The following is a 23,293-nucleotide window of genomic DNA, read 5'->3' as shown; positions in this document are numbered from 1 at the left end:
CCAAGATCCGATCCGGCGCGCGCCGGTCGGCCAATTCACTCTGGGAGGAGAGACCATGACGACCAAGACAAAGACCGCGAGCCGCCGGTTCGCCCGCAGCCTGACCGCGGCGCTGGCCCTGTCGCTGCTGCCGATGGCGGCGCCCGCGCAGCAGCACCTGCGCTTCGCCACGGCGCAGGCGCCCGACAGCATCATCATGCGCTGCTGCTATCAGCCCTGGATCGACGCCCTGAACGAGGGCTCGAACGGCACGCTGGAGGTCGCGCCCTATCCGCCGCCCTTCGCCGCGGCCGACAACATGTGGGACCGGGTGACGGCGGGTGTGGCCGATATCGGCAACATGATTACCTATGCCACCGGCCTGCCGTTCCAGCGCACCGCCGTCGCCTCGCTGCCGGGTCTGGCGTCGAACGCCGAGGCCGCCTCGGCCGCGCTCTGGCGGCTCTATGAACAGGGGATGCTGGACGACACCTTCGAGCAGGTGCATGTGCTGGGCCTCTATACGCCGATGGCGCTGTCGCTCTATTCGCGCACGCCCGTGCAATCGCTCGACGATCTGGCCGGGATGCGGGTCCGCTCGACCGGGCGCGAGACCTCGGCGGCACTGACCGCTCTGGGCGCCTCGCCCGTCTCGATCTCGTTCAGCGAGGCCTATCAGGCGATCAGCCGCGGCGTCGTCGACGGGGCGGTGGGCAACGGCAACTCGCTCGTGGTCTTCCGCTTCAACGAGATGCTGGAATACGAGGTCGACAACGTGTCCTTCGGCCTGTCGGTCATCGCCTTCATCATGAACCGCGACAGCTACGCCAATCTCGAACCCGAGGCCCGCGCCTCGATCGACGCCTGGAGCGGCGAGCGGCTCTCGCGGCACCTGGGCCGTGAACAGGACGTGCTGCGCGCGCAGTTCAACGACCAGCTGATCGAAGCGGGTACGCTGCACCAATACTCGCTGCCCGATGAAGAACGCGCGCTCTGGCTGGAGCGTCTGGCGCCGATCACCGAGACCTGGCTGGCCGAGACCGACAACGGGCAGGCGGTCTATGACGCCTTCGTTGCCGAATACAACGCCGTCCTGGCCGAGATCGAGGCCGCGGCGAACTGACCGCCGCCGCCCGCATCCTGGGCCAATGGCAGGGGGCGATCGACCATGTCGGTCGCCCCCTTTCCCATGCCGGAGGCCGCAATCCCCGTTGCCGATCAGCAAAAAAACACCGCTTTGAAAAGAACTTGGCGGTCAGGCGTTGCGGATGGGAATATTGTATTATAGTATGATGATAGAGATTCTGGAGGAACGGGAATGGGCAGAACGATCGGCTTCATCGGGGTTGGGAACATGGGCCGTCCGATGGCGGAGCGGCTGATGGCGGCGGGCTTCGATCTGGTGATCCACGACGCCAATGCGGCGGCGGTGGCATCCCTGGTCGAAGCCGGCGCGCGGTCGGTCGCCAGTGCCGAGGCTCTGAGCGATGCGGTCGATACGGTGTTCCTGTCGCTGCCGACGCCGCCGATTGTCGAGGCGGTCGGCCGCCAGTTGCAGGGCAAGGCGTTGCGCCGGGTGATCGACCTGTCGACCACCGGGCCGCAGAAGTCGCGCGAACTCTCGGCTGCGCTGGGCGCGCGGGGTGTGCGCTGGCTGGACAGCCCGGTCAGCGGCGGGGTCGGCGGTGCCGTGGCCGGGACGCTGGCGGTGATGTTCTCGGGCCCGCGCGAGGATTTCGACGATCTGCAGGACATGCTGAAGGCGCTGGGCAAGCCCTTCTATATCGGTGCCGAGCCCGGGCTCGCCCAAACCATGAAGCTGGTGAACAATTGCCTGTCGGCGGCGGCGATGACGCTCTCGTCCGAGGCGGTGGTCATGGGCGTGAAGGCCGGGATCGACGCCCGCACCGTGGTCGAGGTGATTAACGCCGGCAGCGGCCGCAACACCGCGACGATGCAGAAATTCCCGCAATCCATCCTCAACGGGGCCTTCGACTACGGCTTCCACACCGGGCTGATGCAGAAGGACGTGGCGCTTTTCGTGCGCACGGCCGAGGAGCTGGGCCTCGACCTGCCGGGCTGCCGCTCGGTGCTGGCCGCCTGGGACGAGGCGCTGGAGAAACTGGGGGCGGGGTCGGATTTCACCCGCATCGTCACCCTGACGGAAGAGCGCGCCGGGGTTCAGGCGCGCGGTTGAGCATTGCCCCGGCGGGCGGCGCGCGGCGCCTTCCGCCCGGGAGGACCCCGCTCCGGCGGGGCGACAGGGAGGGATACCATGATCGAGATCTCGCGCAGCGGGACCCGGGCCTCGTTCCGGGCGCCGGCCAGCCGCTTCAGCGGCGCCGTCTGGCAGGACCAGATCGTCAAGATGCCGAAGCCGGGGCTTTTGTCCTCGAATGTCGTGACCTTCGAGCCCGGCGCCCGCACCGCTTGGCACACGCATCCGATGGGGCAGGCGCTGTTCGTCACCGCGGGGCAGGGGCTGATCCAGCGCTGGGGTGCGGCGGCCGAGGTCATCAACCCCGGTGACAGCATCTGGATCCCGCCCGGCGTCAAGCATTGGCACGGCGCCACCTCGACCGTCGCCATGACCCATATCTCGATGCAGGAAAGCGAGGACGGCCAGGTCGCCGATTGGCTGGAACTGGTCAGCGACGCCGATTACGCCGCCGCCCAGGCGCCGCAGGGCTGAGGGCGGGCCATGTCGATCGAACCCTACGAGGTCTTCGCCGTCAAATACGGCCATAACGCCGCGGCGACGGCGGCCGGGAACCATCTGGGCGGGGATCCGCACGACGGGCCGATGCCGCTCGACTACTTCGTCTGGGCGATCCGGGGTAACGGGCGGACCTTCGTCCTGGACACGGGTTACGACAAGGCCACGGGCGAGAAGCGCGGCCGCGCGCATCTGCGCTGCCCGGGCGAGGGTCTGAGCGCGCTGGGCATCAACCCCGACACGGTCGAGGATGTGATCCTCTCGCATATGCATTTCGACCATTGCGGTAATCACGCGCTGTTCCCGCGCGCGCGCTACCACCTGCAAGACGCCGAGATGGAATATTGCACCGGGCGCTGCATGTGCCACGGCGCGCTGCGCCATCCCTTCGAGAAGGAGGATGTCACCGACATGGTGGGCAAGGTCTTCGACGGCCGCGTGACCTTTCATGACGGCGACAGCCAGCTGGCCCCGGGCCTGACGCTTCACAAGATCGGCGGGCATTCCAAGGGCTTGCAGGTGGTGCGGGTGATGACCCGGCGCGGCTGGATGGTGTTGGCCTCGGACGCGAGCCATTTCTATTCCAACATGGAGACCGGGCGCGCCTTCCCGATCCTGCACAGCCTCGCGGATACGCTGGAAGGCTATGACCGGCTCTATGCGCTGGCCAGCGACCGCCGGGGGGTGATCCCGGGCCATGATCCGCTGGTCCTCGGCCGCTATCCCGCCGCCGCGCCCGGGCTCGAGGGCATTGCCGCCCGGCTCGACGCCGATCCGAAGGAGTGAGCCGATGCAGCGCTACGGACATTTCATCGCCGGCGAGTATGTCGACCCCATCGCCGGCCGCTGGTTCGAAACCGCGAACCCCTATACCGGCAAACCCTGGGCCGAGATCGCCCGGGGCGATGCCGCCGATGTGGCGCGCGCGGTCGAGGCGGCGGTTGCGGGGCAGGCCGACTGGGCGGCGCTGACCGCGACGGCGCGCGGCAAGGCGCTGGTGCGGCTGGCCGATCTGATCGAGGGCCACGCCGACCATCTGGCCGAGATCGAGGTCCGCGACAACGGCAAGCTCTATGCCGAGATGCGCGCTCAGACCGGCTATATCGCGGAATGGTATCGCTATTTCGGCGGGCTGGCCGACAAGATCGAGGGGCATGTGATCCCCTCGGACAAGGCCGGTGTCTTCAATTTCACCCGCTACGAGCCGTTGGGCGTGGTGGGGATGATAACCCCCTGGAACTCGCCGCTCTTGCTGCTCGCGTGGAAGCTTGGCGCGGCGCTGGCGGCGGGGAATGCGGCGGTTATAAAGCCCTCGGAATTCACCTCGGCCTCGACGCTGGAATTCATGCCGCTCTTTGCCAAGGCCGGGTTCCCGGCAGGCGTGGTCAATACCGTGACCGGCTTCGGCGCGGAAGCGGGCGCGCCGCTGGTCAATCACCCGGAGGTGGCGAAAATCGCCTTCACCGGCTCCGACATCGGCGGCGCCCGGGTCTATGAGGCGGCGGCGCGGCAGATCAAGCCGGTCTCGCTGGAACTGGGGGGCAAGTCGCCCAACATCGTCTTCGAGGATGCCGATCTGGAAGCGGCGGTGATGGGCGCGATCTCGGGCATCTTCGCCGCCACCGGGCAGACCTGCATCGCCGGCTCGCGCCTGCTGTTGCAACGCTCGATCCACGACCGTTTCGTCGAACGGCTGGTCGAGGTGGCGGGCGCGGCCAGGATCGGCGATCCGATGGCGGCGGAGACCCATGTCGGCCCCGTCACCACCCCGCCGCAATACCGCAAGGTGCTGGAATATATCGAGATTGCCCGCAACGAAGGCGCGCGTTGCGTGCTGGGTGGCGGGCCGGTCGAGGGGGCGCCGGGCGGGCAATTCGTGCAGCCGACCATCTTCACCGGCGTCCACAACGCCATGCGCATCGCCCAGGAAGAGGTCTTCGGCCCGGTGCTGGCCGTCATTCCCTTCGAGGACGAGGCCGAGGCCATCGCCATCGCCAATGACATCCCCTTCGGCCTGGCCGCCGGGGTCTGGACCCGCGACATGGGCCGGGCGCTCAGGCTGTCCGAACGGCTGAAGGCGGGCACCGTCTGGGTCAATACCTACCGCGCGGTCAGCTACACCTCGCCGTTTGGCGGCTACAAACGCAGCGGCATCGGCCGCGAGAGCGGGATGGAGTCGATCAAGGAATACCTGCAGGTGAAATCCGTCTGGATCGCCACCGAAACCTCCGTCGCCAACCCGTTCATCATTCGCTGATCCCGCCCCAAGCGGGGCCGCGACCCTACAGACAGACAGCCAGGAAGGAACACAGGCCATGTCATCCGATCACTTCGCCGACGGTCTCGCCGCCCGCAAGGCCACGCTGGGGGCCGAGTATGTCCAGCGCAATCTCGACGCGGCCGACGATTTCTCGCGCCCGTTCCAGGAGGCGATGACAGCCTGGTGCTGGGGCTTCGGCTGGGGGGACGAGGCCATCGACCCCAAGACCCGCAGCCTGATGAACCTGGCGCTGCTGGGGGTTCTGGGCCGCTGGTCGGAATGGGAAACCCATCTCAAGGGTGCGCTCAACAACGGCGTCAGCCGCGAGCAGGTGCGCGCCGCGATCCATGTCGTGGCGATCTACGGCGGCGTGCCCTGCGGGGTCGAATGCTTCCGCATCGCCCGGCGGGTGCTGGACGCCCAACCCAAGGCCTGAGCTTCGGCCGCGGCCACCAGCGGCCGCGGCGCCCGAGTCGATCAACACAGCACAGCGGGAGGAACCCTGATGCCCAAGACTGACGCAAGGCCGACGCGGCCGAACCGGCCTCTCAACGGCAATCACCACATCACCGGCATCACCGCCGACGTTACTGCGAATGTGGATTTCTGGAGCCGGATCATGGGGTTGCGCTTCGTCAAGAAGACGCTGAACTTCGAGACGACCTTCCGCTACCACACCTATTTCGGCAATACCGACGGCGATGTCGGCAGCGTCGTCACCTTTCTGGAATTCAAGGAATTCCCCCGCGGACTGCCCGGCAAGGGCAACCATCACGCGGCTATCCTGCGGGTGAAAAGCCATGCCGCGCTTGATTACTGGATGGACCGCCTGACGCAGGAGCAAGTCTATAGCGAGCTGATCCGTCTGGACCCGACCCAGCCCCGCCGGCTGGTGTTCCAGGACCCCGAGGGCCACAATGTCGAGCTGATCGCCACCGATGCGAGCGATCCGCCGCAGGCTTTCCCGGCCTCGGATATCCCGGCCGATTTCCGCGTCACCGGGATCGAGGGGATCCGCACCAACGCCTCGCTGGACGAGATCGCGCCCTATGCCGAGCACATGGGCTTCACCCGCAACGACGGCCTCGGCCGGTACGAGTTGCAGGGCACCACGCGCTCGTCGCGCTGGTATTCCAACCCCGCGCCGAACCCGCTGCCGTTTCAGGAGATCGCGGTCGGCGTCTGGCATCACCTGGCGCTCGATGCCGAGGAGAACCTGCAGGGTTGGCGCGATTTCTCGAACGAAGGGCCGCTGAGGACCACGCCGGTCTATGACCATCACGTCTTTGATTCCTGCTATACCAACACCCCGGCGATCATCGAGCTGACCAGCGCCGGTCCGGGCTTTCTGGTCGATCAGACCAAGGAAGAACTGGGCGAGCGGCTGGCCTTGTCCAAACGCGTCGAGCCGCTCCGCGCCAAGCTGGAACGCGAGTTGACGCCGATCACCAACCCGCGGCGCGCCGATGGCACGCTGATCTCCGAGCCCGCGTCAAAGCCCGCCCGGGCCTGACGTGTCCGCCCGCCGCCTCTCCCTGGGGGCGGCGGGCCTCCCCCTTTCTTGCGCCGCAGGTTGCCGATGACCCGTTCCTTCCGTCCCGAGGACCTCCACGCCGCCAGCCCCGCGCCCCTGACGCTTGCCGCGCAGGGCTTCTTCTGGACCGGGATCGAATGGGTCGAGACGGCGGGCGGCCCGGCGATCCGCGGGCAGATGTATGTGGAATACTGGATCCCGGCCGCGCTGGGCTACCGCACGCCGCTGGTCTTGGTGCATGGCGGGGGCGGGCAGGGGCTCGACATGCTGGGCACCGCCGATGGCCGCCCGGGCTGGGTGCAGCATTTCGTCCGGGCCGGCCATCCGGTCTATGTGGTGGACCGCCCCGGCCACGGTCGCTCGCCGCATCACCCGGACGCGATGGGCGCCATGGGCCCGCTGCCGCCGCCCGCTTTCATCGAACGCGCCTTTACCCGGCCCGAGGGCTGGCCCGAGCAATACCCGAGCGCCGCGCGCCATGACCAATGGCCGGACGGCGGGCGGCCGGGCGATCCGGGTTTCGACGCCTTTCTGGCGGGCTCCGGCCCGATGATGACCGACCTTGGCCGCCATCACCTCGATTGCCAGCGGGGGCTGGTGGAACTCCTGGAACGGATCGGCCCTGCCGTGGTGCTGACCCACAGCGCCGGGGCGCCGACCGGCTGGCTGGCGGCGGATGCGCGCCCCGATCTGGTGCGGGCGCTGCTGGCGGTCGAGCCGGTCGGCCCGCCCTTCGCCTCGCGCCCGACGGGGACGCTCAGTTGGGGCCTGACCGCCGCGCCGCTGAGCTTCGAGCCGCCCGCCGCCAGCCCCGAGGACATCGCCCGCGAGAACCGCGCCCCGGCCCGGGCCGGCGATCTGGAATGTCTGGTGCAGGCCGAACCCGCCCGCCAATTGCCGCGCCTCGCACAGGTGCCAGTGACGATCTTCACCGCCGAGGCTTCGTGGATGGCGCATGACAACCACGGCACCGTCGATTTCCTGCGACAGGCGGGCGTCGGCTGCGATCATGTCCGGCTGGAAGAACACGGGCTTCGCGGCAACGGCCATGCGATGATGCTGGAAAAGAACAGCGACGCGGTGGCGGCGCTGATCGCGGGCTGGGTGCGGGACGCGAGCGACCCCGCCGCCTGAGCCGCACCGCAAAAGGCCCGCCGGTCGGGCGGGCCTTCGGGTCATCGCAAGGGGCTCAGGCCCGGGGCGGAACCCGGGTGATCTTCGCCCCCATCGCGTTCAGCCGCTCGTCGATGCGCTCGTAACCGCGCTCGATCTGCTGGGCGTTGTTGATGGTCGAGGTCCCCTCGGCGCACATCGCCGCGATCAGCATGGCCATGCCGGCGCGGATGTCCGGGCTCTCCAGCCGCGAGCCGCGCATCTGCGAGGGTCCGGCGACGATGGCCCGGTGCGGGTCGCAGAGCACGATCCGCGCGCCCATGGCGATCAGCTTGTCGACAAAGAACATCCGGCTTTCGAACATCTTCTCGAACAGCATCACCACCCCTTCGCATTGAGAGGCGGTGACGATGGCGATCGACATGGTATCGGCCGGGAAGGCGGGCCAGGGCTGGTCGGAAATCGTCGGGATATGGCCGCCGAAATCGGCCTGCACCTTCATCTCCTGATCCGCGGGGATATGCAGGTCATCGCCCTTGATCTGGCAGCGGATGCCCAGCCGCTCGAACCCCATCAGGGTCGAGCGCAGATGCTCGGTGCCGGCATTCTTGATGGTGATCTCGGATTTGGTGACGGCCGCCAGACCGATCAGCGAGCCGACCTCGATATGATCGGGGCCGATCCGGTGCGAACAGCCGCGCAGCTTGCGGCCGCCGTGGATGGTCATCGTGTTGGTGCCGATGCCCTCGATCTCGGCCCCCATGGCGATCAGGAACCGCGCGAGGTCCTGCACATGCGGCTCCGAGGCGCAGTTCCGCAGGATCGTCGTGCCCTCGGCGTAAACCGCGGCGCAGAGCGCGTTCTCGGTCGCGGTGACCGAAGGCTCGTCCAGGAACACGTCCTTGCCGACCAGTTTCCCGGCCCGGAAGGCGTAATGGCCGTTGGTCTTGATCTCGGCGCCCAGCTCCTGCAGCGCCAGGAAATGGGTGTCGACCCGGCGGCGGCCGATGACATCGCCCCCCGGCGGCGGCAGCGTGACCTCGCCGCAGCGGGCCAGCATCGGCCCCGCCAGCAGGATCGAGGCCCGGACCCGGGCGCAAAGCTCGGGGTCCAGATCGGCCGGGCGCAGGGTCGCCGCGCGGATCTCCAGATGGTTGCGGCCCAGCCACCGGGCCTCGGCGCCGACCGATTGAATCAGCTCGACCAGCACCTCGATGTCGCGGATGCGGGGAACGTTGGTGAGCTCCACCCGCTCGTCCGTCAGCAGCGCCGCCGCCACGATGGGCAGCGCCGCGTTCTTGTTGCCCGAAGGCTCGATCTCGCCCGAGAGGCGGTGCCCGCCCTCGACGATATACTGGATCCGCTCGTGTGGTTGTGCCTGTGCCATCTGCCGCCCGCTTTTCTGCCGCCTGCTTTTTTGCCACATCTAGCAAAGGAAGGGCGGTACGGGAACCGGGTTTGGCGCCCGTCTCAGGGTTTCCAGCGCAGGAAATTGGCGATCAGGCGAAGGCCCGCCGACTGGCTCTTTTCCGGGTGGAACTGGGTGCCGAGGATATTGTCGCGCCCGACGATGGCGGTGACCGGCCCGCCGTAATCGACATGGGCCAGCAGATGCGCCGGATCGGCGACCTCAAAGCGGTAGGAATGGACGAAATAGGCGTGATCGCCCGTCGCCAGCCCCGCCAGCACCGGATGCGGCCGATCAAGGGTCATGTCGTTCCAGCCCATATGCGGCACCTTCATCGCCGGGTCCCCGGGCGTGATCCGCACCACGTCGCCGCCGATCCAGCCAAGGCCCGGGGTGGTCTGGTATTCATGCCCCGCGGTGGCCAAGAGCTGCATGCCGACGCAGATCCCGAGGAAGGGCTTGCCCTGCCGGATCACCGCCTCTTCCAGCGCATCGACCATGCCGGTGGCGGCCAGAAGCTCGCGCTTGCAGGCGGGAAAGGCGCCGTCGCCGGGCAGGACGATACGGTCGGCGGCCAGCACCTCCTCGGGGCGGTTGGTCACCCGCACCTCGCCGCCGCCACTCTCGGCCGCCATCCGCTCGAAAGCCTTCTGCGCCGAATGCAGGTTGCCGGATTCATAATCGACGAGGACGGTGAGCATGGCTGAAACCCCTTGTGCGACCTTCCCCCTAGCGCAGGCGCCGCACCGCGTCCAGAACCCGGCGCCCGCTTTTCATTCTGCCGCAAATACGCCTGCAACCCCCAGAAACCGCACCACCGCCGGGGCAGGGCGCCGCGCGCCACGGGAACCGGCGGTTGGCGCGCCTGTTACAGCGTGCCCTTGGTCGAGGGCACCGCATCCGCCTTGCGCGGATCGACCTCGCAGGCGTCGCGCAGGGCGCGGGCCACGGCCTTGAAGGCGGCTTCGGCGATGTGGTGGCTGTTGACCCCATGCACCTGGTCAAGGTGCAGGGTGATCCCGCCATGGGTGCTCAGCGCCTGGAAGAATTCGCGCACCAGTTCGGTATCGAAGGTGCCGATCTTCTGCGTCGGCAGCGCCACGTTCCAGACCAGAAACGGCCGCCCCGACAGATCCAGCGCGCAACGCACCTGCGCGTCGTCCATCGGCAGCGCGCATTCGCCATAGCGGCGGATCCCGCGCTTGTCGCCCAGCGCCTTGGCCAGCGCCTGACCGATGGCGATGCCGGTATCCTCGACCGTGTGGTGGTCGTCGATATGCAGGTCGCCATCCGCCCGGACCGTCAGGTCAAAGAGCGCGTGCCGGGCCAGCTGGTCCAGCATGTGGTCGAAGAAACCGACGCCGGTCTGGTTGTCGTAGCGGCCCGAGCCGTCGACATCCAGCGTGACGCTGATTTCGGTTTCCGAGGTCTTGCGGGTGATCGTGGCGCTGCGCATCTGCTTATCCGTCGCGGGAACGCCGCGGGTATAGGGCGGGGCGGGGCGCTTGACTAGCCCTCGTAACCCTCGACGATGACCAGATCGGCCGAAGAGATCGGATCGCGGATCGCCTTGGCCGCCTGATATTCGGGGCTGTCGAAACAGGCGGTGGCGGCGGCGAGGTCGGGGAATTCGATCACCACGGTCCGCGCCCGGGTCTGGCCCTCGCGCTGGACCTGCGGCCCGCCCCGGACGATGAAGCGCGCGCCATATCTGGCGAAGGGCTCGGCATTGGCCTCGCGGTATTTGGCATAGATCTCGGGGTCGTCCACATCGACATGCGCGACCCAAAAGGCTTTGGGCATGGGGTTCTCCTTCAGGTGGGGCGATCTTGGCGTTCCGGGCGCCGGGTGCAAGTCAGAACTTGACCCGCATCCGGGCGCCGGGGTGGAAGGGCTCGAACCCCAGCGCGGTGTAGAAGGCGCGCGCCTTGTCGTTGCCGGGATGGGTGCCGAGCGCGAGGAACCGCCCGCCCTGCGCCCGGGTCTGCGCGATCGCCGCCTCGACCAGCGCCTTGCCCAGCCCGCTGCTGCGTCGGGTGGGATCGACGAAGAGGTGATGCATCTCCATCCCCCTCACGCCCCAATGCAGCTGCGCGACGGGGTAGAGCGCGGTATAGCCGCCCTCGGCGATCAGCACGCTCAGAAAGGCCCCGGGCCCGAAAACGTCCCGCTCCAGCGCTTCGCGGGTGCAGGCGGCCGGGTCACCGTGATGGGCGGCCAGCGCATGGACCATGGCCAGCAGGCGGTCCAGATCGTCGGGCGTGGCGGGGCGGATCATGGCGGGCTCCGGTCGGGTTGTGCCCGCGGGAACCGCGCGGGCGGCGAGGGCCTGTCAGGTTCATCCCATCGCCGCCCTGATCGCAACCCCTTGCCGGAGCCTCGCCATGACCCGCCTGTCCCTCCTGTCCGCCCTGCTGCTGCCGATCCTCTCGCCGCTGCCCGCAGCGGCCGTCGCGCCGATCTGCTACCTGGCCCCGGTCTTCCCGCAGCCGGGCGCCACGGTCGGGATCGACGCGCGCATCCTCTGCGTCCGCCTGCCCGCAACGAATGTGCGGCGCTGAGCGGGCGGATCAGCTAACGTGGCCGCATGATCCCGCCCGATCCCACCGCCCAAAGCCCGCGCCTCGCCGCCTCGCTCGCCGCCGGAACGGTGGACGAGGGCGCGCTGGCGGCGCTGCTGGCCGCGGCCCGCGCCGCGCCGCTGGCCGATTATCCCGCCACGGCCCGAGGCCTCAGGGCCGTGGCCGGGGCGCTCTACCCCTCGGTGCCGATGGGCGCGCTGCTGGCCCGCAACCCGGCGCTCGCCTGGCTGCTGATCCATTCCCCGAACGGCTTTCACCGCGACGCGGCCCTGCTGCGCCTGCCGCTGCCAGCGCATCCCCTCGACCTTGCCGCGCTGCTCGCCCGGCTCGATGATTGGGTGCCCGAGGTCCGCCACCTCGCCGAGACGCAGCTTGCCCGGCATCTGCCCGCGATCCCGCCCGTGGTCGCGGCCGAGGTGGCGCTGGCAAGGGCCGAGAGCCTGGAGCGTGCCTGGCGGATCTCGCCCGCCGGGCGGCGGCTCTGGCGGGCGCTTCTGGACCGGGCGCCCGTGGCGCTGATCCAGCTGCTGCGGACCGGTCAGGGCCGGGCGGTGCGCCAGCTTTTCCTGCGGCTGATGCGGGATCCCGCCTTCGACACCGCCCTGCCGATGCTGCTGCGCGAGGCCGCGCATCCCTCGCTCCGGGCCTCGGCGCTGTGGTGGCTGGTCGGGGGGCAGGTCAGCTACACCGCGCCGCAAGGGCCCCGCTGGCGGGGCGATCACCCGGCGGCGGGGCGGCGTCCGCTCAGCGTCACCCCGGATGTGGCCGAGGTCATGGCGCTGGGCGCCGCCGACCGCAGCAGCCAGGTGCGCAAGGTCGCGGCCGAGATGCTGAAAGCCTATGGCGTGCTCGACCCACAGGCGGCCCGGGCCGTGGCCTTGCGGCTGGCAGAGGACCGCAATGCCGGGGTCCGCGCCCGCGCCGGTTGGTTCCTCACCCCCCGTTGACAGGCGCGGCCCGCGGCCCGAGGCTGCCCGCATGACCGACCTGTACCTGCACCGCTGGGGCGATCCCTCGGCCCCGCCCGTCCTGATGCTGCACGGCTTCCCCGAATACGGCGGCGCCTGGGCGGGCGTCGCCGCGCATCTGCCGGACCGCCACTGCATCGCCCCCGACCAGCGCGGCTATGGCCAAAGCCCGGTGCCGGGGGGCGTCGAGTCCTACCGCATCAAGCCCCTCGTCGCCGATATCGCCGCGCTGATCGAGGATCTGGGCGCCCCCGTCCCGGTCGTCGCCCACGACTGGGGCGCGGCGGTCGGCTATGCGCTGGCGATGCGGCGGCCCGAGCTGGTCTCGACCCTGATCGTGGTGAACGGGGTGCATCCCGGCCCCTTCCAGCGCGAACTGGCGCGGGGCGGGGTGCAGGCCGAGGCCTCGGCCTATATCGAGTATCTGCGCGACCCGGGCGCCGAGGCGCGGCTCTCGGCCGAAGATTTCGCCGGGCTCAGGCGGCTTTTCGCGGCCAAGATGGACATGTCCTGGCTGACCGGGCCGGTTCTTGACGCCTATCTCACGGAATGGTCCCGCCCCGGGGTGCTGACCGGCATGCTGAACTGGTATCGCGCCTCGCCCCTGCGGGTGGCGCGCCCGGGCGAGCCGCTGGACCTGCCGGCGATGCCGGTCGAAGCCGGGCGCGTCGCCGTCCCGCATCTGGTGATCTGGGGCGAGGACGACACCGCGTTGCTGCCGGTCTGTTTGGAGGGGCTCGACGCCTATTGCCCCGACCTGACTATCCGCCGCCTCCCCGGCGCCGATCACTGGATCTGCCACCAGAAACCGGCCGAGCTGGCGCGGCTCATCGCCGAATGGCTGACATTTCGCGGGCTCTGACCGCTATCACTTTTCCAACAATCTGCCCCAGAGATCGTAGTCGGAAGCCTCTTCGACTTCCACTTTTACGATATCGCCCGGCTGCAGCCCCTCGAAATCCTCGTCGATGAACAGGTTGCCGTCGATCTCCGGCGCGTCGGCCTTGGTGCGGCAGGTGGCGCCCTCGTCATCGACGCTGTCGACGATCACCTCCTGCACCGAGCCGACTTTCGCCGCCAGCTTCGCCTCGGAAATCGCCTGCGCCTTTTCCATGAAGCGCTCCCAGCGCTCCTGTTTCAGCTCGGGCGCCACATGGTCCGGCAGCGCGTTCGACCGGGCGCCCGCCACATCCTCGTATTGGAAGCAGCCGACGCGGTCGAGCTGCGCCTCGTCCATCCAGTCGAGCAGGGTCTGGAATTCCTCTTCCGTCTCGCCGGGATAGCCGACGATGAAGGTCGAGCGCAGCACGATCTCCGGGCAATCGGCGCGCCAGCGGGCGATTTCGTCCAGCGTCTTCGCCGCCGCCGCCGGACGGGCCATGCGCTTCAGCACCTCGGGATGGGCGTGCTGGAAGGGGATATCGAGATAAGGCAGCACCAGCCCCTCGGCCATCAGCGGGATCAGGTCGCGCACATGCGGATAGGGATAGACGTAATGCAGCCGCACCCAGGCGCCGAGCGAGCCCAGATCGCGGGCCAGATCGGTGATATGCGCCCGGTGCCCCTTGGCCTCGGCATGTTTCAGATCGACGCCGTAGGCCGAGGTGTCCTGCGAAATCACCAGCAGCTCGCGCACCCCCGCCTCGACCAGCTTCTCGGCCTCGCGGATCACCGCATGCGCCGGGCGGCTGACCAGACGGCCGCGCATGTCAGGGATGATGCAGAACTTGCACTTGTGGTTGCAGCCCTCGGAAATCTTCAGATAGCTGAAATGCCGCGGAGTCAGCCTGACCCCGGTCGCGGGCAGGAGGTCGATGAAGGGATCGGGCGAAGGCGGCACCGCGCCATGCACCGCGTCCAGCACCTGCTCGTATTGATGCGGCCCGGTCACGGCCATGACCTTGGGATGGGCGCCGGTGATATACTCGGGCTCGGCCCCCAGACAGCCGGTGACGATGACCCGCCCGTTCTCGCGCAGTGCCTCGCCGATCGCCTCCAGGCTCTCGGCCTTGGCGCTGTCGAGGAACCCGCAGGTGTTGACGATCACCGCATCGGCGCCGGCGTAATCGGGGCTGATGGCGTAACCCTCGGCGCGCAGGCGGGTCAGGATCCGTTCGCTGTCGACCAGCGCCTTGGGGCAGCCGAGGCTGACCATGCCGATGGTCGGCTGGCCCGCACGGGGCGCGTCCTGGATCAGCGCACGGGGCGCGAGGTCTGGGCGGAGGCTGGGAGGGTTCTGGCTCATGCGCGGCGATATACGCCCGCCGGGGTCCGCCGCAAAGCCCTTTCATTCTGCGCCAAATACGCAATCTTCCGGGACAGGGGAGGGTCCGGGAGGGGGCAAGCCCCCTCCCGGGCAGGGGAGCGCGAGGGGGCGGCAGCCCCCTCGCCCCCCACTCATCTTGCGCCGAAGCCCATGCGCCTGAGCAATCCGTCGCGCCTGACCAGCGCGTGATAGAGCGCCGCCGCCACATGCAGCACGATCAGGGCGATCAGCAGATCGGCGATCAGCCCATGCACCAGCCGCGGGGTGAAGGCGTGGAAATCGGCGGGCAGGGCGCCGGTGCCGAACAGCGCCTCGCCCAGCCCCGATTGCACCGACAGCGCGATGCCCGAGGCCGCCATCAGCAACACCAGCACATAGAGCGCCCCATGCGCCAGCGGCGCCAGACGGTCGGCCAGGGCGATGCCGGTGCTGGCCGGGGCGGGATGGGCGGTGCGCCAGCGGACCAGCAGACGGATCAGCATCAGGGCGCCGATGCTCACCCCCATGATCGCGTGGATGCGCAGGGCATCGATCTTGTCGGGCTCGGTATTCGGCATGTCCGAGATGACGAGGCTGCCGGCGATCAGCGCCAGCATCACCAGAAGGGCGATCAGCCAGTGCAGCGTGACGAGGGCGGGGTGGTAACGGGCGGGACGGGGGGACATGGCAGGCTCCGGGTTGGGATGGCCCAGTGTCGCAAACTTTTGCAACAGTAGCAATTGCAAATATTGCTCAAGCGATGAACCGATGCTACCCGGGGGCATGGACGATCTGCCCGCCTCGAAAGCCACCCGTCACGCCAGCGCCGGCTGGCTGGTCCAGCGCCTCTCGCAACGGTTCGAGGCTTCGATGGAGCAGGCGCTCGCCCCGCATGGGCTGGCGCTGGGGCAATTCGCGCTGATGATGGCGGTGCTGGAAACCGAGGGCATGACCCAGGCCGAACTGGGGGCGATCTTCGCCATGCCGGCCTGGAAGATCAGCCGTCACCTGGACGCGCTGGCCGAGTCGGGGCTCGTCACCCGCGAGGCTGACCCTGCCTCGCGCCGCAGTCACCGGATCTTTGCCACCGAGGCCGCCCGGCAGGCGGCGCCCGCTTGGCGGGCTTCGGCCAGGGGGGTGAACGAGGCGCTGTTGGCGCCGCTCGCGCCCGAGGACCGGGCGCGGCTGGTAACCTTGTTGCAGGCGGTCGTGGTGCCGGGCGAGTCCTTCTAGACTCCTTCGTCGAAGGGCTCGAAACTGTCCGGGCTGGCCCGGCGCCAGCGGGCCATGTAGCCGAAACGCTCGTCATCCTCGCGCAGCAGGAAGCCTTCGGGCATGTAGGGAAAGACCTCCTGCCCGGTGACCATGTCGCGCTCGTTTTTGCGCATCATCAGGTGCCAGGGCAGGAAATCCGACGGATGCGACAGGCCCGCCGCCCCCGCCATGTCGCCCAGCGCCTTCATCGTGTTGCGGTGGAAATTGGCCACCCGCTGTGATTTGTCATCGACCACCAGCGCCCGCTGCCGCGCCTTGTCCTGCGTCGCCACGCCCGAGGGGCAATGATTGGTGTGGCAGGCCTGCGCCTGGATGCAGCCGATGGCGAACATGAAGCCGCGGGCCGAATTGGCCCAGTCGGCGCCCATGGCCAGCGCGCGGGCGATGTCGAAGGCGTGGATCAGCTTGCCCGAGGCGCCGATCTTGATCCGGTCCCTGAGCCCCGCGCCCCGCAGCGCGTTGTGCACGAAGGTCAGCCCCTCGACCAGCGGCATGCCCATATGGTTGGCGAATTCCAGGGGCGCGGCGCCGGTGCCGCCCTCCTTGCCGTCGACGACGATGAAATCTGGCGTCACGCCGGTCTTCAGCATCGCCTTGACGATGCACATGAATTCCCGCCGATGCCCGACACAGAGCTTGAAGCCCACCGGCTTGCCGCCGGACAGTTCCCGCAGCCGGGCGATGAAGTCCATCATCTCGATGGGGGTCGAGAAGGCCGAATGCGCGTCGGGCGAGTGGCAATCGACGCCCATCGGCACGCCGCGGGCCTCGGCGATCTCGGCGGTGATCTTGGCGGCGGGCAGGATACCGCCCTGGCCGGGCTTGGCGCCCTGGCTCATCTTGATCTCGATCATCTTGATCTGGGGATCGGCAGCGACCTCGCGGAACTTCTCGGCGTCGAAGCTGCCGTCCGGGGCGCGGCAGCCGAAATAGCCGGTGCCGATCTCGTAGATCAGATCGCCGCCGCCCTCGCGGTGATAACGGCTGATCCCGCCCTCGCCGGTGTCATGGGCGAAGCCCTGCAACTTCGCGCCCTTGTTCAGCGCCAGGATCGCATTGGCGGACAGCGCACCGAAGGACATGGCCGAGATGTTGTAGATCGACAGGTCATAGGGCTGCCTGCAATCGGGCCCGCCGACCCGGACCCGGAAATCGTGGTTGGTGATCTTCTTCGGCCGGATCGAATGCGTGAGCCACATGTAGCCCCCGCCATAGACCTGCAGCTTGGTGCCGAAGGGGCGCTTGTCCTCGACGTTCTTGGCGCGCTGATAGACGATGTTGCGATCCTCGCGCGAGAAGGGGACCTCGGCCTCGTCATCTTCCAGCAGGTATTGCCGGATCTCGGGGCGAATCATCTCGAAGAAATAGCGCAGATGGCCCAGCACCGGATAATTGCGCAGGATCGCGTGCTGCGTCTGCATCTGGTCATAGATCCCGACCGCCGTCAGCAGGGCGAAGATCACCAGCGGGATCACGAACCAGGCGGACCAGATCAGCAGGACGGCCGAAAGGACGGTGAGGACGATTACCAGCGCAAAAGTCGAATAGCGCAGGGTCTGCGAGAGCATGACGCTCCTCCGGCTTGGGATCGGGGCCTTCACCCTAGCAGATGATCCCTAACGGAACACCCCCGGCTTGGTGACAGAGGCATGACGCCGAAGGGGGCATTCCCGGTCGGCAGAGGTTGCCACGGACCCGCCCGCCTGCTAGCCCGGCCCTCCGTTCGCCGCCTCCGCCCTGCGCTGGCCGAACGAGGGCGCGCGTCGCCTGAGACCCCTGGAACCCCCTCAGGCCCCGTTGCCGCCCCGCCGCCCATGGGCACGGGGTGTTGCGGTGGGCCGGGACAGCATGGAGCGTGCCTCAATGACGGCTGACACGATACTCGAAGACAGCACCCCCTCGCGGGACGACCTCGATCACCTGGCGCGCGGGGGCGGGCCGGTGGTCCTGCGGGGCTGCGCGCTGGAGCGGGCGGATCTGAGCGACCTCGACCTCACCGACTGGCGGTTCGAGCGCTGCACGCTGTCCGGCGCGCGGTTCACCGGCGCCCGGCTCGACGGGGTCGCCCTTGTCGCCTGCCGGGGCGCGACGGCCAGTTTCGCCGGGGCGATCCTGACCGAGTGCCGGATCGAGGGCGGGGATTGGGGCAACGCGAGCTTTTCGGCCGCCACGCTGTCCTCGGTCGCCTTCACCGGCTGCAAGCTGACCGGGGCGGATTTCACCGGCGCCCGGACTCTGGACGTGAGTTTCGAGGAGGTGATCCTGACGCTGGCGCTGATGCCGAACTTCTCGTTCCGCAAGGCCCAGCTTCAGGGCGTGACCTTCGCCGAGGCGGATCTGCGCGGCTCGGATTTCCGCGATGCGGTGTTCTCAGGCGCCTCGCTCAGGGACGCCCATATCGCCGATTGCCGGTTCGAGGGCGCGGACCTTCGCGGTGCGGATCTGGGTGGCATCCGGCTCACGGACGCCAGCCGGTTCAAGGGGGCGGTGATCTCCAAGGCGCAGGCGGGCGACCTGTTGGGGCAGCTTGGCCTCAAGGTGCGCTGAGCCGGGTCAGCGGAAGGTCGGCGCGCGTTTCTGCATGCCGGCCATCACCGCCTCCATCTGGTTTTCCGAGCCGATGATCGCCGCCTGCAACCGGGCCTCGAGCGCCAGATGTGCGTCGCCGCCGGGCCAGGCGGCGCGCACCAGCGCCTTGGCGCCCTGCGCGGCCTCGGGGCTGCGGGCGGCGATGGCGCGGGCGGTGTCGCGCGCGGCCTTGAGCGGATCCTCGGCCAGCCGCGTGACCAGCCCCAGCGCCTGCGCCTCGGCCGCGTCGACCTGCCGGGCGGTGAGAATCAGCTCCAGCGCCTGATCGGCGCGCATCAGGGGCGGCAGCAGCTTGGTCAGCCCCATGTCGGGGATCAGACCCCAGCGGCTTTCCATGATGGAAAACTGCGCGTCGGGCGCGGCGATGCGGATATCCGCCCCCAGCGCCAGCTGCATCCCGGCCCCGAAACAGACCCCCTGCACGGCGGCGATGACCGGGACCGGCAGGTCGGCCCAGAGTGTGCAGGGATGCTGGAAACGGTTCGCGGCCCGCCCGCCGGGGGGCGAGACGATCTCCTGCCGCAGGCGGTCGAGATTGGCCGCGAAACTGCCCAGCGTGGCGATGTCGATCCCGGCGCAGAAGGCCCGGCCCTCGCCGCTCAGCACCACGGCGCGCAGGCCCTGTTCCCCGGCCAGCCGGTCGCCCGCCGCGCCCAGCGCGTCGAACATCGCCATGTCGAAGGCGTTCAGCTTGTCGGGGCGGGTCAGGGTGACTTCGGCGATGCCGTCGTCGAGGGTCACGCGCACGCGGTCGTCGGCCATGGGTTCCTCCGTCGTTTGGCGCAGGCTGGCAGGGCGGGGCCGCCCGGGCAAGGGCGACGTGACGGCAGGGCTCAGCCCGCCTGCCACCAGAGCCGGGTCAGGTGGAAGAAGGCGGGCGCGGCGAAGATCACGCTGTCGAGCTGGTCCAGAAACCCGCCCTGTCCCGGGATCAGATGCGACCAGTCGCGCAGGCCCCGGTCGCGCTTGATCGCGCGCAGCACCAGATGCCCGACTTGACCCGCCAGCGAGGCAACCGCCGCCATCGCTGCCGCGCCCAAGGGGCCGAAGGGCGTGATCCAGAACAGCACCAGCCCCAGACCCGCCGCCGCCGCCAGACCGCTGGCGGCGCTGCCCCAGGTCTTGCTGGAGAGCCCCGGCACGATCCGCCTCCAGCCCCGTCCGCGCCCGGTGTAGAAGGCCGCCAGATCCCCGGTCTGCACCACCAGCACCAGAAAGGCGATCAGCAGCATCCCGCGCCCGGGCTCCTGATCCGGGCGCTGCAACCACATCAGCGCCGGGATGTGGCTGAGGCAGAAGACGGCGATCATCAGGCCCCATTGGGTTTCCGACACCCGGCTCAGGAACCGCTCGGTCGAGCCGCGCAGCACCGAGACGAAGGGCAGAAGCAGGAAGACACCGACCGGGATGAACACCGCGAAGGCGCGTTGCAGGTCGAAGAACACGAGGAGAAACTGCGCCGGCAGGATGATGTAGAAGGCCAGCGCCAGCGACAGGTGGTCGGCCTTGCTCCGCGCCGAATAGGTGTAGAACTCGCGCAGCGCCGCGAAGGAGGCCACGGCGAACAACAGGATGATCGCCCAGCTTCCCGCCAGCATCGCCAGCGTGAACAGGATGAACATCGCCCACCAGCTGTCCACCCGGGTCATGAAGACCTCGACCGCCGTGTCGGGCTGGGGACGGCGCGCCCGCATCCGCTCGCCGAACAGGGTCAGCGCCAGCAGCACCAGCGCCACGGCCAGCGCCAGCAGGGCGATGTCGCGCATCAGGGGGCTCATGGCCGCGGCTCCGGTCTGAGGGCGGCCAGCGCCGCCGCAGCGCGGGTCAGGAAGTCGCGACGGTCCTCGCCCTCGCGCAGCGCCACCGGCTCGCCGAAGATCACCGAACACATCAGCGGCAGGGGGATGATCTCGCCCTTCGGCATCACCGAATTGAGGTTGGCGATCCAGGTCGGCACCAGCTCGACCTCGGGCCTTGCGCTGGCGATGTTGTAGAGGCCGGACTTGAAGGGCAGCAGGGGGTCCGGCCCCTGATTGCGCTGCCCTTCCGGGAAGATGATGAGCGAGGCGCCCTCGTCCAGCGCTTCAAGGATCGCGGCCATCGGATCGTCGGTGCGCTCGCCCGCCCGGCGGTCGATGAGCACGGCGCGGAACACCTCGGCCCCGGCAAAGGCGCGCAGCGGGCTTTTCAGCCAGTAATCGGCGGCGGCGACCGGCCGGGTCTTCAGCCGCAGATGCTGCGGCAGCACCGACCAGATCATCGGCATGTCCCCGTTCGAGACATGGTTGGCGTAATAGACCCGCTGGCGGGGAGAGGGGCCGACACCCCGCCAATCGGCATGCACGGCGGTGATGGCGCGGGCGAAGAGCACGATGGCCTGACCCGCGACGCGGGCGGCAAAACGGCGCCAGGCGGGCAGGCGCGCGGGCTCGGGGGCGGGAACGCTGGTCATGGGCCGCATCATGCGACGCAAGCGCGCCGCTGGGAAGGGGTGGCGAAACCCCGCGCCCGTCGCGGCCGCGTGAACCGCCCCGCCTTGTGCCGGGGCCGCCCTTTGATAACATGGCGGGGTACAGGTCTGCCCGGAGGTTGGAAAATGCGTTGGATCTTCAGGCTGCTGGGGGCGCTCCTGGTGCTGGTCATCCTGGCGGTGGGGGCGCTGTTCCTGCTGCCCGCCGACCGCATCGCCAACCTCGCCGCCCGCCAGTTCGAGGCGGCGACCGGCCGGGCGCTGACCATCGACGGCGATGTGACGCCGACCTTCTGGCCGGTGCTGGGCGCGCGGGTCGAGCGGGTGACGCTGGCCAATGTCGCGGGTTCGGACGCAGGCCCGATGCTGGTCGCGGACTCGGTCGATCTGGGCGTGGACCTGTCGCAACTGATCCAGGGCAATCTGGTGGTCCGCCGGTTCGAGGCCCGGCAGCCGCAGATCGTGCTCGAACGCGACGCCAACGGCGTCGGCAACTGGAATTTCGCGGGGGTCGGCGACCAGAACGCGCCCACGGGCGAGGCGGGCACCCGGTCCGCCCTGCCGCCCATCGTCCTTGACCGCGCGCAGATCGAGGGCGCCAGCCTGCGCTACATCGACCGGCAGGCGGGGACCGATGTGACGGTGCAGGGCGTCTCGATCGACCTGACGATGCCGGAATCGGGCGGTGCGGCGACCCTGCGCATCGCCATCGACCGCAACGGCCAGCAGGCCGAGGTCAACGCCCGCCTGGGTTCGGTCAGCGACCTGATCGCGGGCGAGGTCGTGGCGGTCAGCGCCTCGATCCGGGCCGAGGGGGCGCAGGGCTCGTTCGAGGGCCGCGCGGGGCTGGAACCCGTGGCGGCCGAGGGGCGGCTCAGCATCGACATCAGCCGACTGGGTCCGGCGCTGGAACTGGCGGGCGCGGGCGGCGCCGAACCGATCCCCGAGGCCGCGCGGCCGCTGACGCTGGGCGGGCAACTGACGCTCGCGCCCACCGGCAGCCTGCATCTGCGCGAGGGGCTGGTCGGCATCGGCGCGAACCGGCTGCGGCTGGCGCTGGACACCACCTTCGACGGGCCGCGGCCCAATATCGCCGGGCAGATCAGCGCCGACGGGTTGGACCTGACGGGCTTCTCCGGCGGCAGCAACAGCGGCGCTTCCTCGGGTGCCTCGGGCTGGCCGACGACCCGCATCGACGCCTCGGCGCTGGGTCTGGCAGATGCACAGATCGGCCTGACACTGGGCCCGGTCAACACCGGCTTCGGCATCATCGACGCGACCCGCGGCTCGCTGACCATCGACCGTGCCCGGGCCGTGCTGGGCCTGAACGAGGTCCGCGCCTTCGACGGCACGCTCTCGGGCGAATTGGTCGCCAACAACCGCAACGGCCTCTCGGTCGGCGGCACGCTGGCCTTGCGCAACGTCAGCCTGATGGCCCTGCTGCGGCAGGCGCTGGGCTTCGAACGGCTGACCGGCACCGCCTCGGCCGATCTGCGCTTCCTCGGCTCGGGCGCCTCGGTCGACGCGATCATGCGCTCGCTCGAAGGGCAGGGCACGCTGCAATTCGGTCAGGGCGAGATCCAGGGCATCGATCTGGCGGCGATGTTCAACAACCTCGATCCTTCGGCGCTGGGGGCCGGGTCCTCGACCGTCTACACCAGCATCGGCGCCAGCTTCACCATGGCGGGCGGGGTGCTGTCGAACGAGGATCTGCTGCTCGACGCGCCTCTTTTCGCCGTGCGCGGCCGGGGCACCGCCGATCTGGGCGGCATGACGCTGAACTACCGCGTCACCCCAGAAGCGATGCGCAACGCCGAGACGGGCGATGCGCTGCGCGTGCCGCTGCTCATCACCGGCCCCTGGTCCGAGCCGCGCTTCCGGCTGGATCTGGAGGGGATGGCCGAACAGCGCCTGCAAGAGGAGCGCGAGCGTCTGGAAGCCCGCGCCCAGCAGGAAATCCAGCGCCTGCAGGACGAGGCCCGGGCCCGCGCCGAACAGGCGATCACCGAGCGGCTGGGCGGCAGCGTCACCCCGACCGAGGGCCAGACCCCCGGCGAGGCGCTGGGTCAGTCGCTGGAGGATCAGGCGCGGCAGGGGCTGTTGCGGCTGCTGGGCGGCGGCTCGGACCCGGCGCCCGCCGCCAGCGAATGAGCC

Annotated in this window: 25 protein-coding genes; 14 read left to right on the top strand and 11 right to left on the bottom strand. The window is 69.2% G+C overall.

Features of this window, described 5'->3' with window-relative positions:
• The first annotated feature begins 55 nt into the window (after positions 1 to 55).
• From dctP to DDE23_RS22130, 8 genes are all read left to right on the top strand, one after another.
• Complete coding sequence (gene dctP, locus DDE23_RS22165; protein WP_157958100.1) at positions 56 to 1,102, top strand: TRAP transporter substrate-binding protein DctP; 1,047 nt, start codon at positions 56 to 58, stop codon at positions 1,100 to 1,102.
• Positions 1,103 to 1,297: 195 nt separating this feature from the next.
• A complete protein-coding gene (locus tag DDE23_RS22160; RefSeq protein ID WP_107751776.1) occupies positions 1,298 to 2,176 on the top strand; it encodes an NAD(P)-dependent oxidoreductase in 879 nt (292 codons plus the stop codon).
• Positions 2,177 to 2,254: 78 nt separating this feature from the next.
• Entirely contained in the window at positions 2,255 to 2,671 is a 417-nt protein-coding gene (locus tag DDE23_RS22155) for a (R)-mandelonitrile lyase (RefSeq protein WP_202863308.1), read from the top strand.
• Positions 2,672 to 2,680: 9 nt separating this feature from the next.
• Positions 2,681 to 3,481 (top strand): N-acyl homoserine lactonase family protein, encoded by an 801-nt coding sequence (locus DDE23_RS22150; RefSeq protein ID WP_107751775.1) that lies wholly within the window; start codon positions 2,681 to 2,683, stop codon positions 3,479 to 3,481.
• A gap of 4 nt (positions 3,482 to 3,485) precedes the next feature.
• Entirely contained in the window at positions 3,486 to 4,952 is a 1,467-nt protein-coding gene (locus tag DDE23_RS22145) for an aldehyde dehydrogenase (RefSeq protein ID WP_107751774.1), read from the top strand.
• A 58-nt stretch (positions 4,953 to 5,010) separates the two neighbouring features.
• The gene (locus DDE23_RS22140) at positions 5,011 to 5,391 is read left to right on the top strand and encodes a carboxymuconolactone decarboxylase family protein (RefSeq protein ID WP_107751773.1); all 381 of its coding nucleotides are present in this window, start codon (positions 5,011 to 5,013) and stop codon (positions 5,389 to 5,391) included.
• Between the two features lie 69 nt (positions 5,392 to 5,460).
• Positions 5,461 to 6,468 (top strand): VOC family protein, encoded by a 1,008-nt coding sequence (locus DDE23_RS22135; protein ID WP_107751772.1) that lies wholly within the window; start codon positions 5,461 to 5,463, stop codon positions 6,466 to 6,468.
• A gap of 66 nt (positions 6,469 to 6,534) precedes the next feature.
• Complete coding sequence (locus DDE23_RS22130) at positions 6,535 to 7,623, top strand: alpha/beta hydrolase (RefSeq protein WP_107751771.1); 1,089 nt, start codon at positions 6,535 to 6,537, stop codon at positions 7,621 to 7,623.
• Between the two features lie 55 nt (positions 7,624 to 7,678).
• Here the strand turns inward: DDE23_RS22130 and murA are convergent, their stop codons facing one another.
• The 5 genes from murA to DDE23_RS22105 all read right to left on the bottom strand — a co-directional run bounded on the left by murA (position 7,679) and on the right by DDE23_RS22105 (position 11,288).
• A complete protein-coding gene (gene murA / locus DDE23_RS22125) occupies positions 7,679 to 8,989 on the bottom strand; it encodes a UDP-N-acetylglucosamine 1-carboxyvinyltransferase (protein ID WP_107751770.1) in 1,311 nt (436 codons plus the stop codon).
• A gap of 83 nt (positions 8,990 to 9,072) precedes the next feature.
• Positions 9,073 to 9,711, bottom strand: a complete 639-nt coding sequence (gene hisH / locus DDE23_RS22120) for an imidazole glycerol phosphate synthase subunit HisH (RefSeq protein WP_107751769.1) — start codon at positions 9,709 to 9,711, stop codon at positions 9,073 to 9,075.
• Between the two features lie 167 nt (positions 9,712 to 9,878).
• Entirely contained in the window at positions 9,879 to 10,466 is a 588-nt protein-coding gene (gene hisB / locus DDE23_RS22115) for an imidazoleglycerol-phosphate dehydratase HisB (protein WP_107751768.1), read from the bottom strand.
• Between the two features lie 53 nt (positions 10,467 to 10,519).
• Positions 10,520 to 10,813, bottom strand: a complete 294-nt coding sequence (locus DDE23_RS22110) for a DUF1330 domain-containing protein (protein ID WP_107751767.1) — start codon at positions 10,811 to 10,813, stop codon at positions 10,520 to 10,522.
• A 52-nt stretch (positions 10,814 to 10,865) separates the two neighbouring features.
• Positions 10,866 to 11,288, bottom strand: a complete 423-nt coding sequence (locus DDE23_RS22105; RefSeq protein WP_107751766.1) for a GNAT family N-acetyltransferase — start codon at positions 11,286 to 11,288, stop codon at positions 10,866 to 10,868.
• Positions 11,289 to 11,394: 106 nt separating this feature from the next.
• Between DDE23_RS22105 and DDE23_RS25210 the strand changes: the two genes are divergently transcribed.
• From DDE23_RS25210 to DDE23_RS22095, 3 genes are read left to right on the top strand one after another with little or no spacing between them, the layout of a single operon-like run.
• Positions 11,395 to 11,571, top strand: coding sequence for a hypothetical protein (locus tag DDE23_RS25210; protein ID WP_157958099.1), 177 nt, complete (start codon positions 11,395 to 11,397; stop codon positions 11,569 to 11,571).
• 26 nt (positions 11,572 to 11,597) lie between these two features.
• Positions 11,598 to 12,539, top strand: coding sequence for a hypothetical protein (locus DDE23_RS22100; RefSeq protein WP_116548263.1), 942 nt, complete (start codon positions 11,598 to 11,600; stop codon positions 12,537 to 12,539).
• A 31-nt stretch (positions 12,540 to 12,570) separates the two neighbouring features.
• Entirely contained in the window at positions 12,571 to 13,422 is an 852-nt protein-coding gene (locus DDE23_RS22095; protein WP_107751763.1) for an alpha/beta fold hydrolase, read from the top strand.
• Between the two features lie 6 nt (positions 13,423 to 13,428).
• Here the strand turns inward: DDE23_RS22095 and rimO are convergent, their stop codons facing one another.
• Together rimO and DDE23_RS22085 are read right to left on the bottom strand one after the other, a co-directional pair.
• The gene (gene rimO, locus DDE23_RS22090; RefSeq protein WP_107751762.1) at positions 13,429 to 14,805 is read right to left on the bottom strand and encodes a 30S ribosomal protein S12 methylthiotransferase RimO; all 1,377 of its coding nucleotides are present in this window, start codon (positions 14,803 to 14,805) and stop codon (positions 13,429 to 13,431) included.
• Positions 14,806 to 14,957: 152 nt separating this feature from the next.
• Positions 14,958 to 15,491: a cytochrome b gene (locus tag DDE23_RS22085; protein WP_107751761.1), complete on the bottom strand. Its 534-nt coding sequence runs from the start codon at positions 15,489 to 15,491 to the stop codon at positions 14,958 to 14,960.
• Between the two features lie 97 nt (positions 15,492 to 15,588).
• Here DDE23_RS22085 and DDE23_RS22080 point away from each other — a divergent pair, with 97 nt between their 5' ends.
• Positions 15,589 to 16,038, top strand: a complete 450-nt coding sequence (locus tag DDE23_RS22080; RefSeq protein ID WP_170121834.1) for a MarR family winged helix-turn-helix transcriptional regulator — start codon at positions 15,589 to 15,591, stop codon at positions 16,036 to 16,038.
• Here DDE23_RS22080 and DDE23_RS22075 read toward each other — a convergent pair.
• A complete protein-coding gene (locus tag DDE23_RS22075) occupies positions 16,035 to 17,648 on the bottom strand; it encodes an FMN-binding glutamate synthase family protein (protein ID WP_107751759.1) in 1,614 nt (537 codons plus the stop codon). The two genes, DDE23_RS22080 and DDE23_RS22075, sit on opposite strands and share 4 nt — an antisense overlap.
• 295 nt (positions 17,649 to 17,943) lie before the next feature.
• Between DDE23_RS22075 and DDE23_RS22070 the strand changes: the two genes are divergently transcribed.
• Positions 17,944 to 18,627 carry a pentapeptide repeat-containing protein gene (locus DDE23_RS22070; RefSeq protein WP_107751758.1) on the top strand — a complete coding sequence of 228 codons (684 nt, stop codon included), beginning with the start codon at positions 17,944 to 17,946 and terminating at the stop codon, positions 18,625 to 18,627.
• A gap of 6 nt (positions 18,628 to 18,633) precedes the next feature.
• On the opposite strand, the gene DDE23_RS22065 is transcribed toward DDE23_RS22070, so the two are convergent.
• The 3 genes from DDE23_RS22065 to DDE23_RS22055 form a co-directional block, all read right to left on the bottom strand.
• Positions 18,634 to 19,431 carry a crotonase/enoyl-CoA hydratase family protein gene (locus DDE23_RS22065; protein WP_107751757.1) on the bottom strand — a complete coding sequence of 266 codons (798 nt, stop codon included), beginning with the start codon at positions 19,429 to 19,431 and terminating at the stop codon, positions 18,634 to 18,636.
• Positions 19,432 to 19,502: 71 nt separating this feature from the next.
• On the bottom strand, positions 19,503 to 20,447 hold the full coding sequence (locus DDE23_RS22060; RefSeq protein WP_107751756.1) for a phosphatidate cytidylyltransferase: 945 nt from the start codon (positions 20,445 to 20,447) through the stop codon (positions 19,503 to 19,505).
• Positions 20,444 to 21,121 (bottom strand): lysophospholipid acyltransferase family protein, encoded by a 678-nt coding sequence (locus tag DDE23_RS22055; RefSeq protein WP_107751755.1) that lies wholly within the window; start codon positions 21,119 to 21,121, stop codon positions 20,444 to 20,446. The genes DDE23_RS22060 and DDE23_RS22055 overlap by 4 nt, the downstream gene beginning before the upstream one ends.
• Positions 21,122 to 21,265: 144 nt before the next feature.
• Here DDE23_RS22055 and DDE23_RS22050 point away from each other — a divergent pair, with 144 nt between their 5' ends.
• A complete protein-coding gene (locus DDE23_RS22050) occupies positions 21,266 to 23,290 on the top strand; it encodes an AsmA family protein (protein ID WP_107751754.1) in 2,025 nt (674 codons plus the stop codon).
• The last annotated feature ends 3 nt before the right edge of the window (positions 23,291 to 23,293 follow it).

The sequence above is a fragment of the Pararhodobacter aggregans genome (genome assembly GCF_003075525.1).
Lineage (GTDB): Bacteria > Pseudomonadota > Alphaproteobacteria > Rhodobacterales > Rhodobacteraceae > Pararhodobacter > Pararhodobacter aggregans.
Note: the sequence above shows the minus strand (reverse complement) of the source record. Positions and strands in the feature narration are given on the sequence as shown.

What these genes read in the sequence shown, in the direction of transcription:
- dctP (WP_157958100.1), top strand. Translation starts at nt 56, where the DNA reads ATGACGACCAAGACAAAGACCGCGAGCCGCCGGTTCGCCCGCAGCCTG.
- DDE23_RS22160 (WP_107751776.1), top strand. Translation starts at nt 1,298, where the DNA reads ATGGGCAGAACGATCGGCTTCATCGGGGTTGGGAACATGGGCCGTCCG.
- DDE23_RS22155 (WP_202863308.1), top strand. Translation starts at nt 2,255, where the DNA reads ATGATCGAGATCTCGCGCAGCGGGACCCGGGCCTCGTTCCGGGCGCCG.
- DDE23_RS22150 (WP_107751775.1), top strand. Translation starts at nt 2,681, where the DNA reads ATGTCGATCGAACCCTACGAGGTCTTCGCCGTCAAATACGGCCATAAC.
- DDE23_RS22145 (WP_107751774.1), top strand. Translation starts at nt 3,486, where the DNA reads ATGCAGCGCTACGGACATTTCATCGCCGGCGAGTATGTCGACCCCATC.
- DDE23_RS22140 (WP_107751773.1), top strand. Translation starts at nt 5,011, where the DNA reads ATGTCATCCGATCACTTCGCCGACGGTCTCGCCGCCCGCAAGGCCACG.
- DDE23_RS22135 (WP_107751772.1), top strand. Translation starts at nt 5,461, where the DNA reads ATGCCCAAGACTGACGCAAGGCCGACGCGGCCGAACCGGCCTCTCAAC.
- DDE23_RS22130 (WP_107751771.1), top strand. Translation starts at nt 6,535, where the DNA reads ATGACCCGTTCCTTCCGTCCCGAGGACCTCCACGCCGCCAGCCCCGCG.
- murA (WP_107751770.1), bottom strand. Translation starts at nt 8,989, where the DNA reads ATGGCACAGGCACAACCACACGAGCGGATCCAGTATATCGTCGAGGGC.
- hisH (WP_107751769.1), bottom strand. Translation starts at nt 9,711, where the DNA reads ATGCTCACCGTCCTCGTCGATTATGAATCCGGCAACCTGCATTCGGCG.
- hisB (WP_107751768.1), bottom strand. Translation starts at nt 10,466, where the DNA reads ATGCGCAGCGCCACGATCACCCGCAAGACCTCGGAAACCGAAATCAGC.
- DDE23_RS22110 (WP_107751767.1), bottom strand. Translation starts at nt 10,813, where the DNA reads ATGCCCAAAGCCTTTTGGGTCGCGCATGTCGATGTGGACGACCCCGAG.
- DDE23_RS22105 (WP_107751766.1), bottom strand. Translation starts at nt 11,288, where the DNA reads ATGATCCGCCCCGCCACGCCCGACGATCTGGACCGCCTGCTGGCCATG.
- DDE23_RS25210 (WP_157958099.1), top strand. Translation starts at nt 11,395, where the DNA reads ATGACCCGCCTGTCCCTCCTGTCCGCCCTGCTGCTGCCGATCCTCTCG.
- DDE23_RS22100 (WP_116548263.1), top strand. Translation starts at nt 11,598, where the DNA reads ATGATCCCGCCCGATCCCACCGCCCAAAGCCCGCGCCTCGCCGCCTCG.
- DDE23_RS22095 (WP_107751763.1), top strand. Translation starts at nt 12,571, where the DNA reads ATGACCGACCTGTACCTGCACCGCTGGGGCGATCCCTCGGCCCCGCCC.
- rimO (WP_107751762.1), bottom strand. Translation starts at nt 14,805, where the DNA reads ATGAGCCAGAACCCTCCCAGCCTCCGCCCAGACCTCGCGCCCCGTGCG.
- DDE23_RS22085 (WP_107751761.1), bottom strand. Translation starts at nt 15,491, where the DNA reads ATGTCCCCCCGTCCCGCCCGTTACCACCCCGCCCTCGTCACGCTGCAC.
- DDE23_RS22080 (WP_170121834.1), top strand. Translation starts at nt 15,589, where the DNA reads ATGGACGATCTGCCCGCCTCGAAAGCCACCCGTCACGCCAGCGCCGGC.
- DDE23_RS22075 (WP_107751759.1), bottom strand. Translation starts at nt 17,648, where the DNA reads ATGCTCTCGCAGACCCTGCGCTATTCGACTTTTGCGCTGGTAATCGTC.
- DDE23_RS22070 (WP_107751758.1), top strand. Translation starts at nt 17,944, where the DNA reads ATGACGGCTGACACGATACTCGAAGACAGCACCCCCTCGCGGGACGAC.
- DDE23_RS22065 (WP_107751757.1), bottom strand. Translation starts at nt 19,431, where the DNA reads ATGGCCGACGACCGCGTGCGCGTGACCCTCGACGACGGCATCGCCGAA.
- DDE23_RS22060 (WP_107751756.1), bottom strand. Translation starts at nt 20,447, where the DNA reads ATGAGCCCCCTGATGCGCGACATCGCCCTGCTGGCGCTGGCCGTGGCG.
- DDE23_RS22055 (WP_107751755.1), bottom strand. Translation starts at nt 21,121, where the DNA reads ATGACCAGCGTTCCCGCCCCCGAGCCCGCGCGCCTGCCCGCCTGGCGC.
- DDE23_RS22050 (WP_107751754.1), top strand. Translation starts at nt 21,266, where the DNA reads ATGCGTTGGATCTTCAGGCTGCTGGGGGCGCTCCTGGTGCTGGTCATC.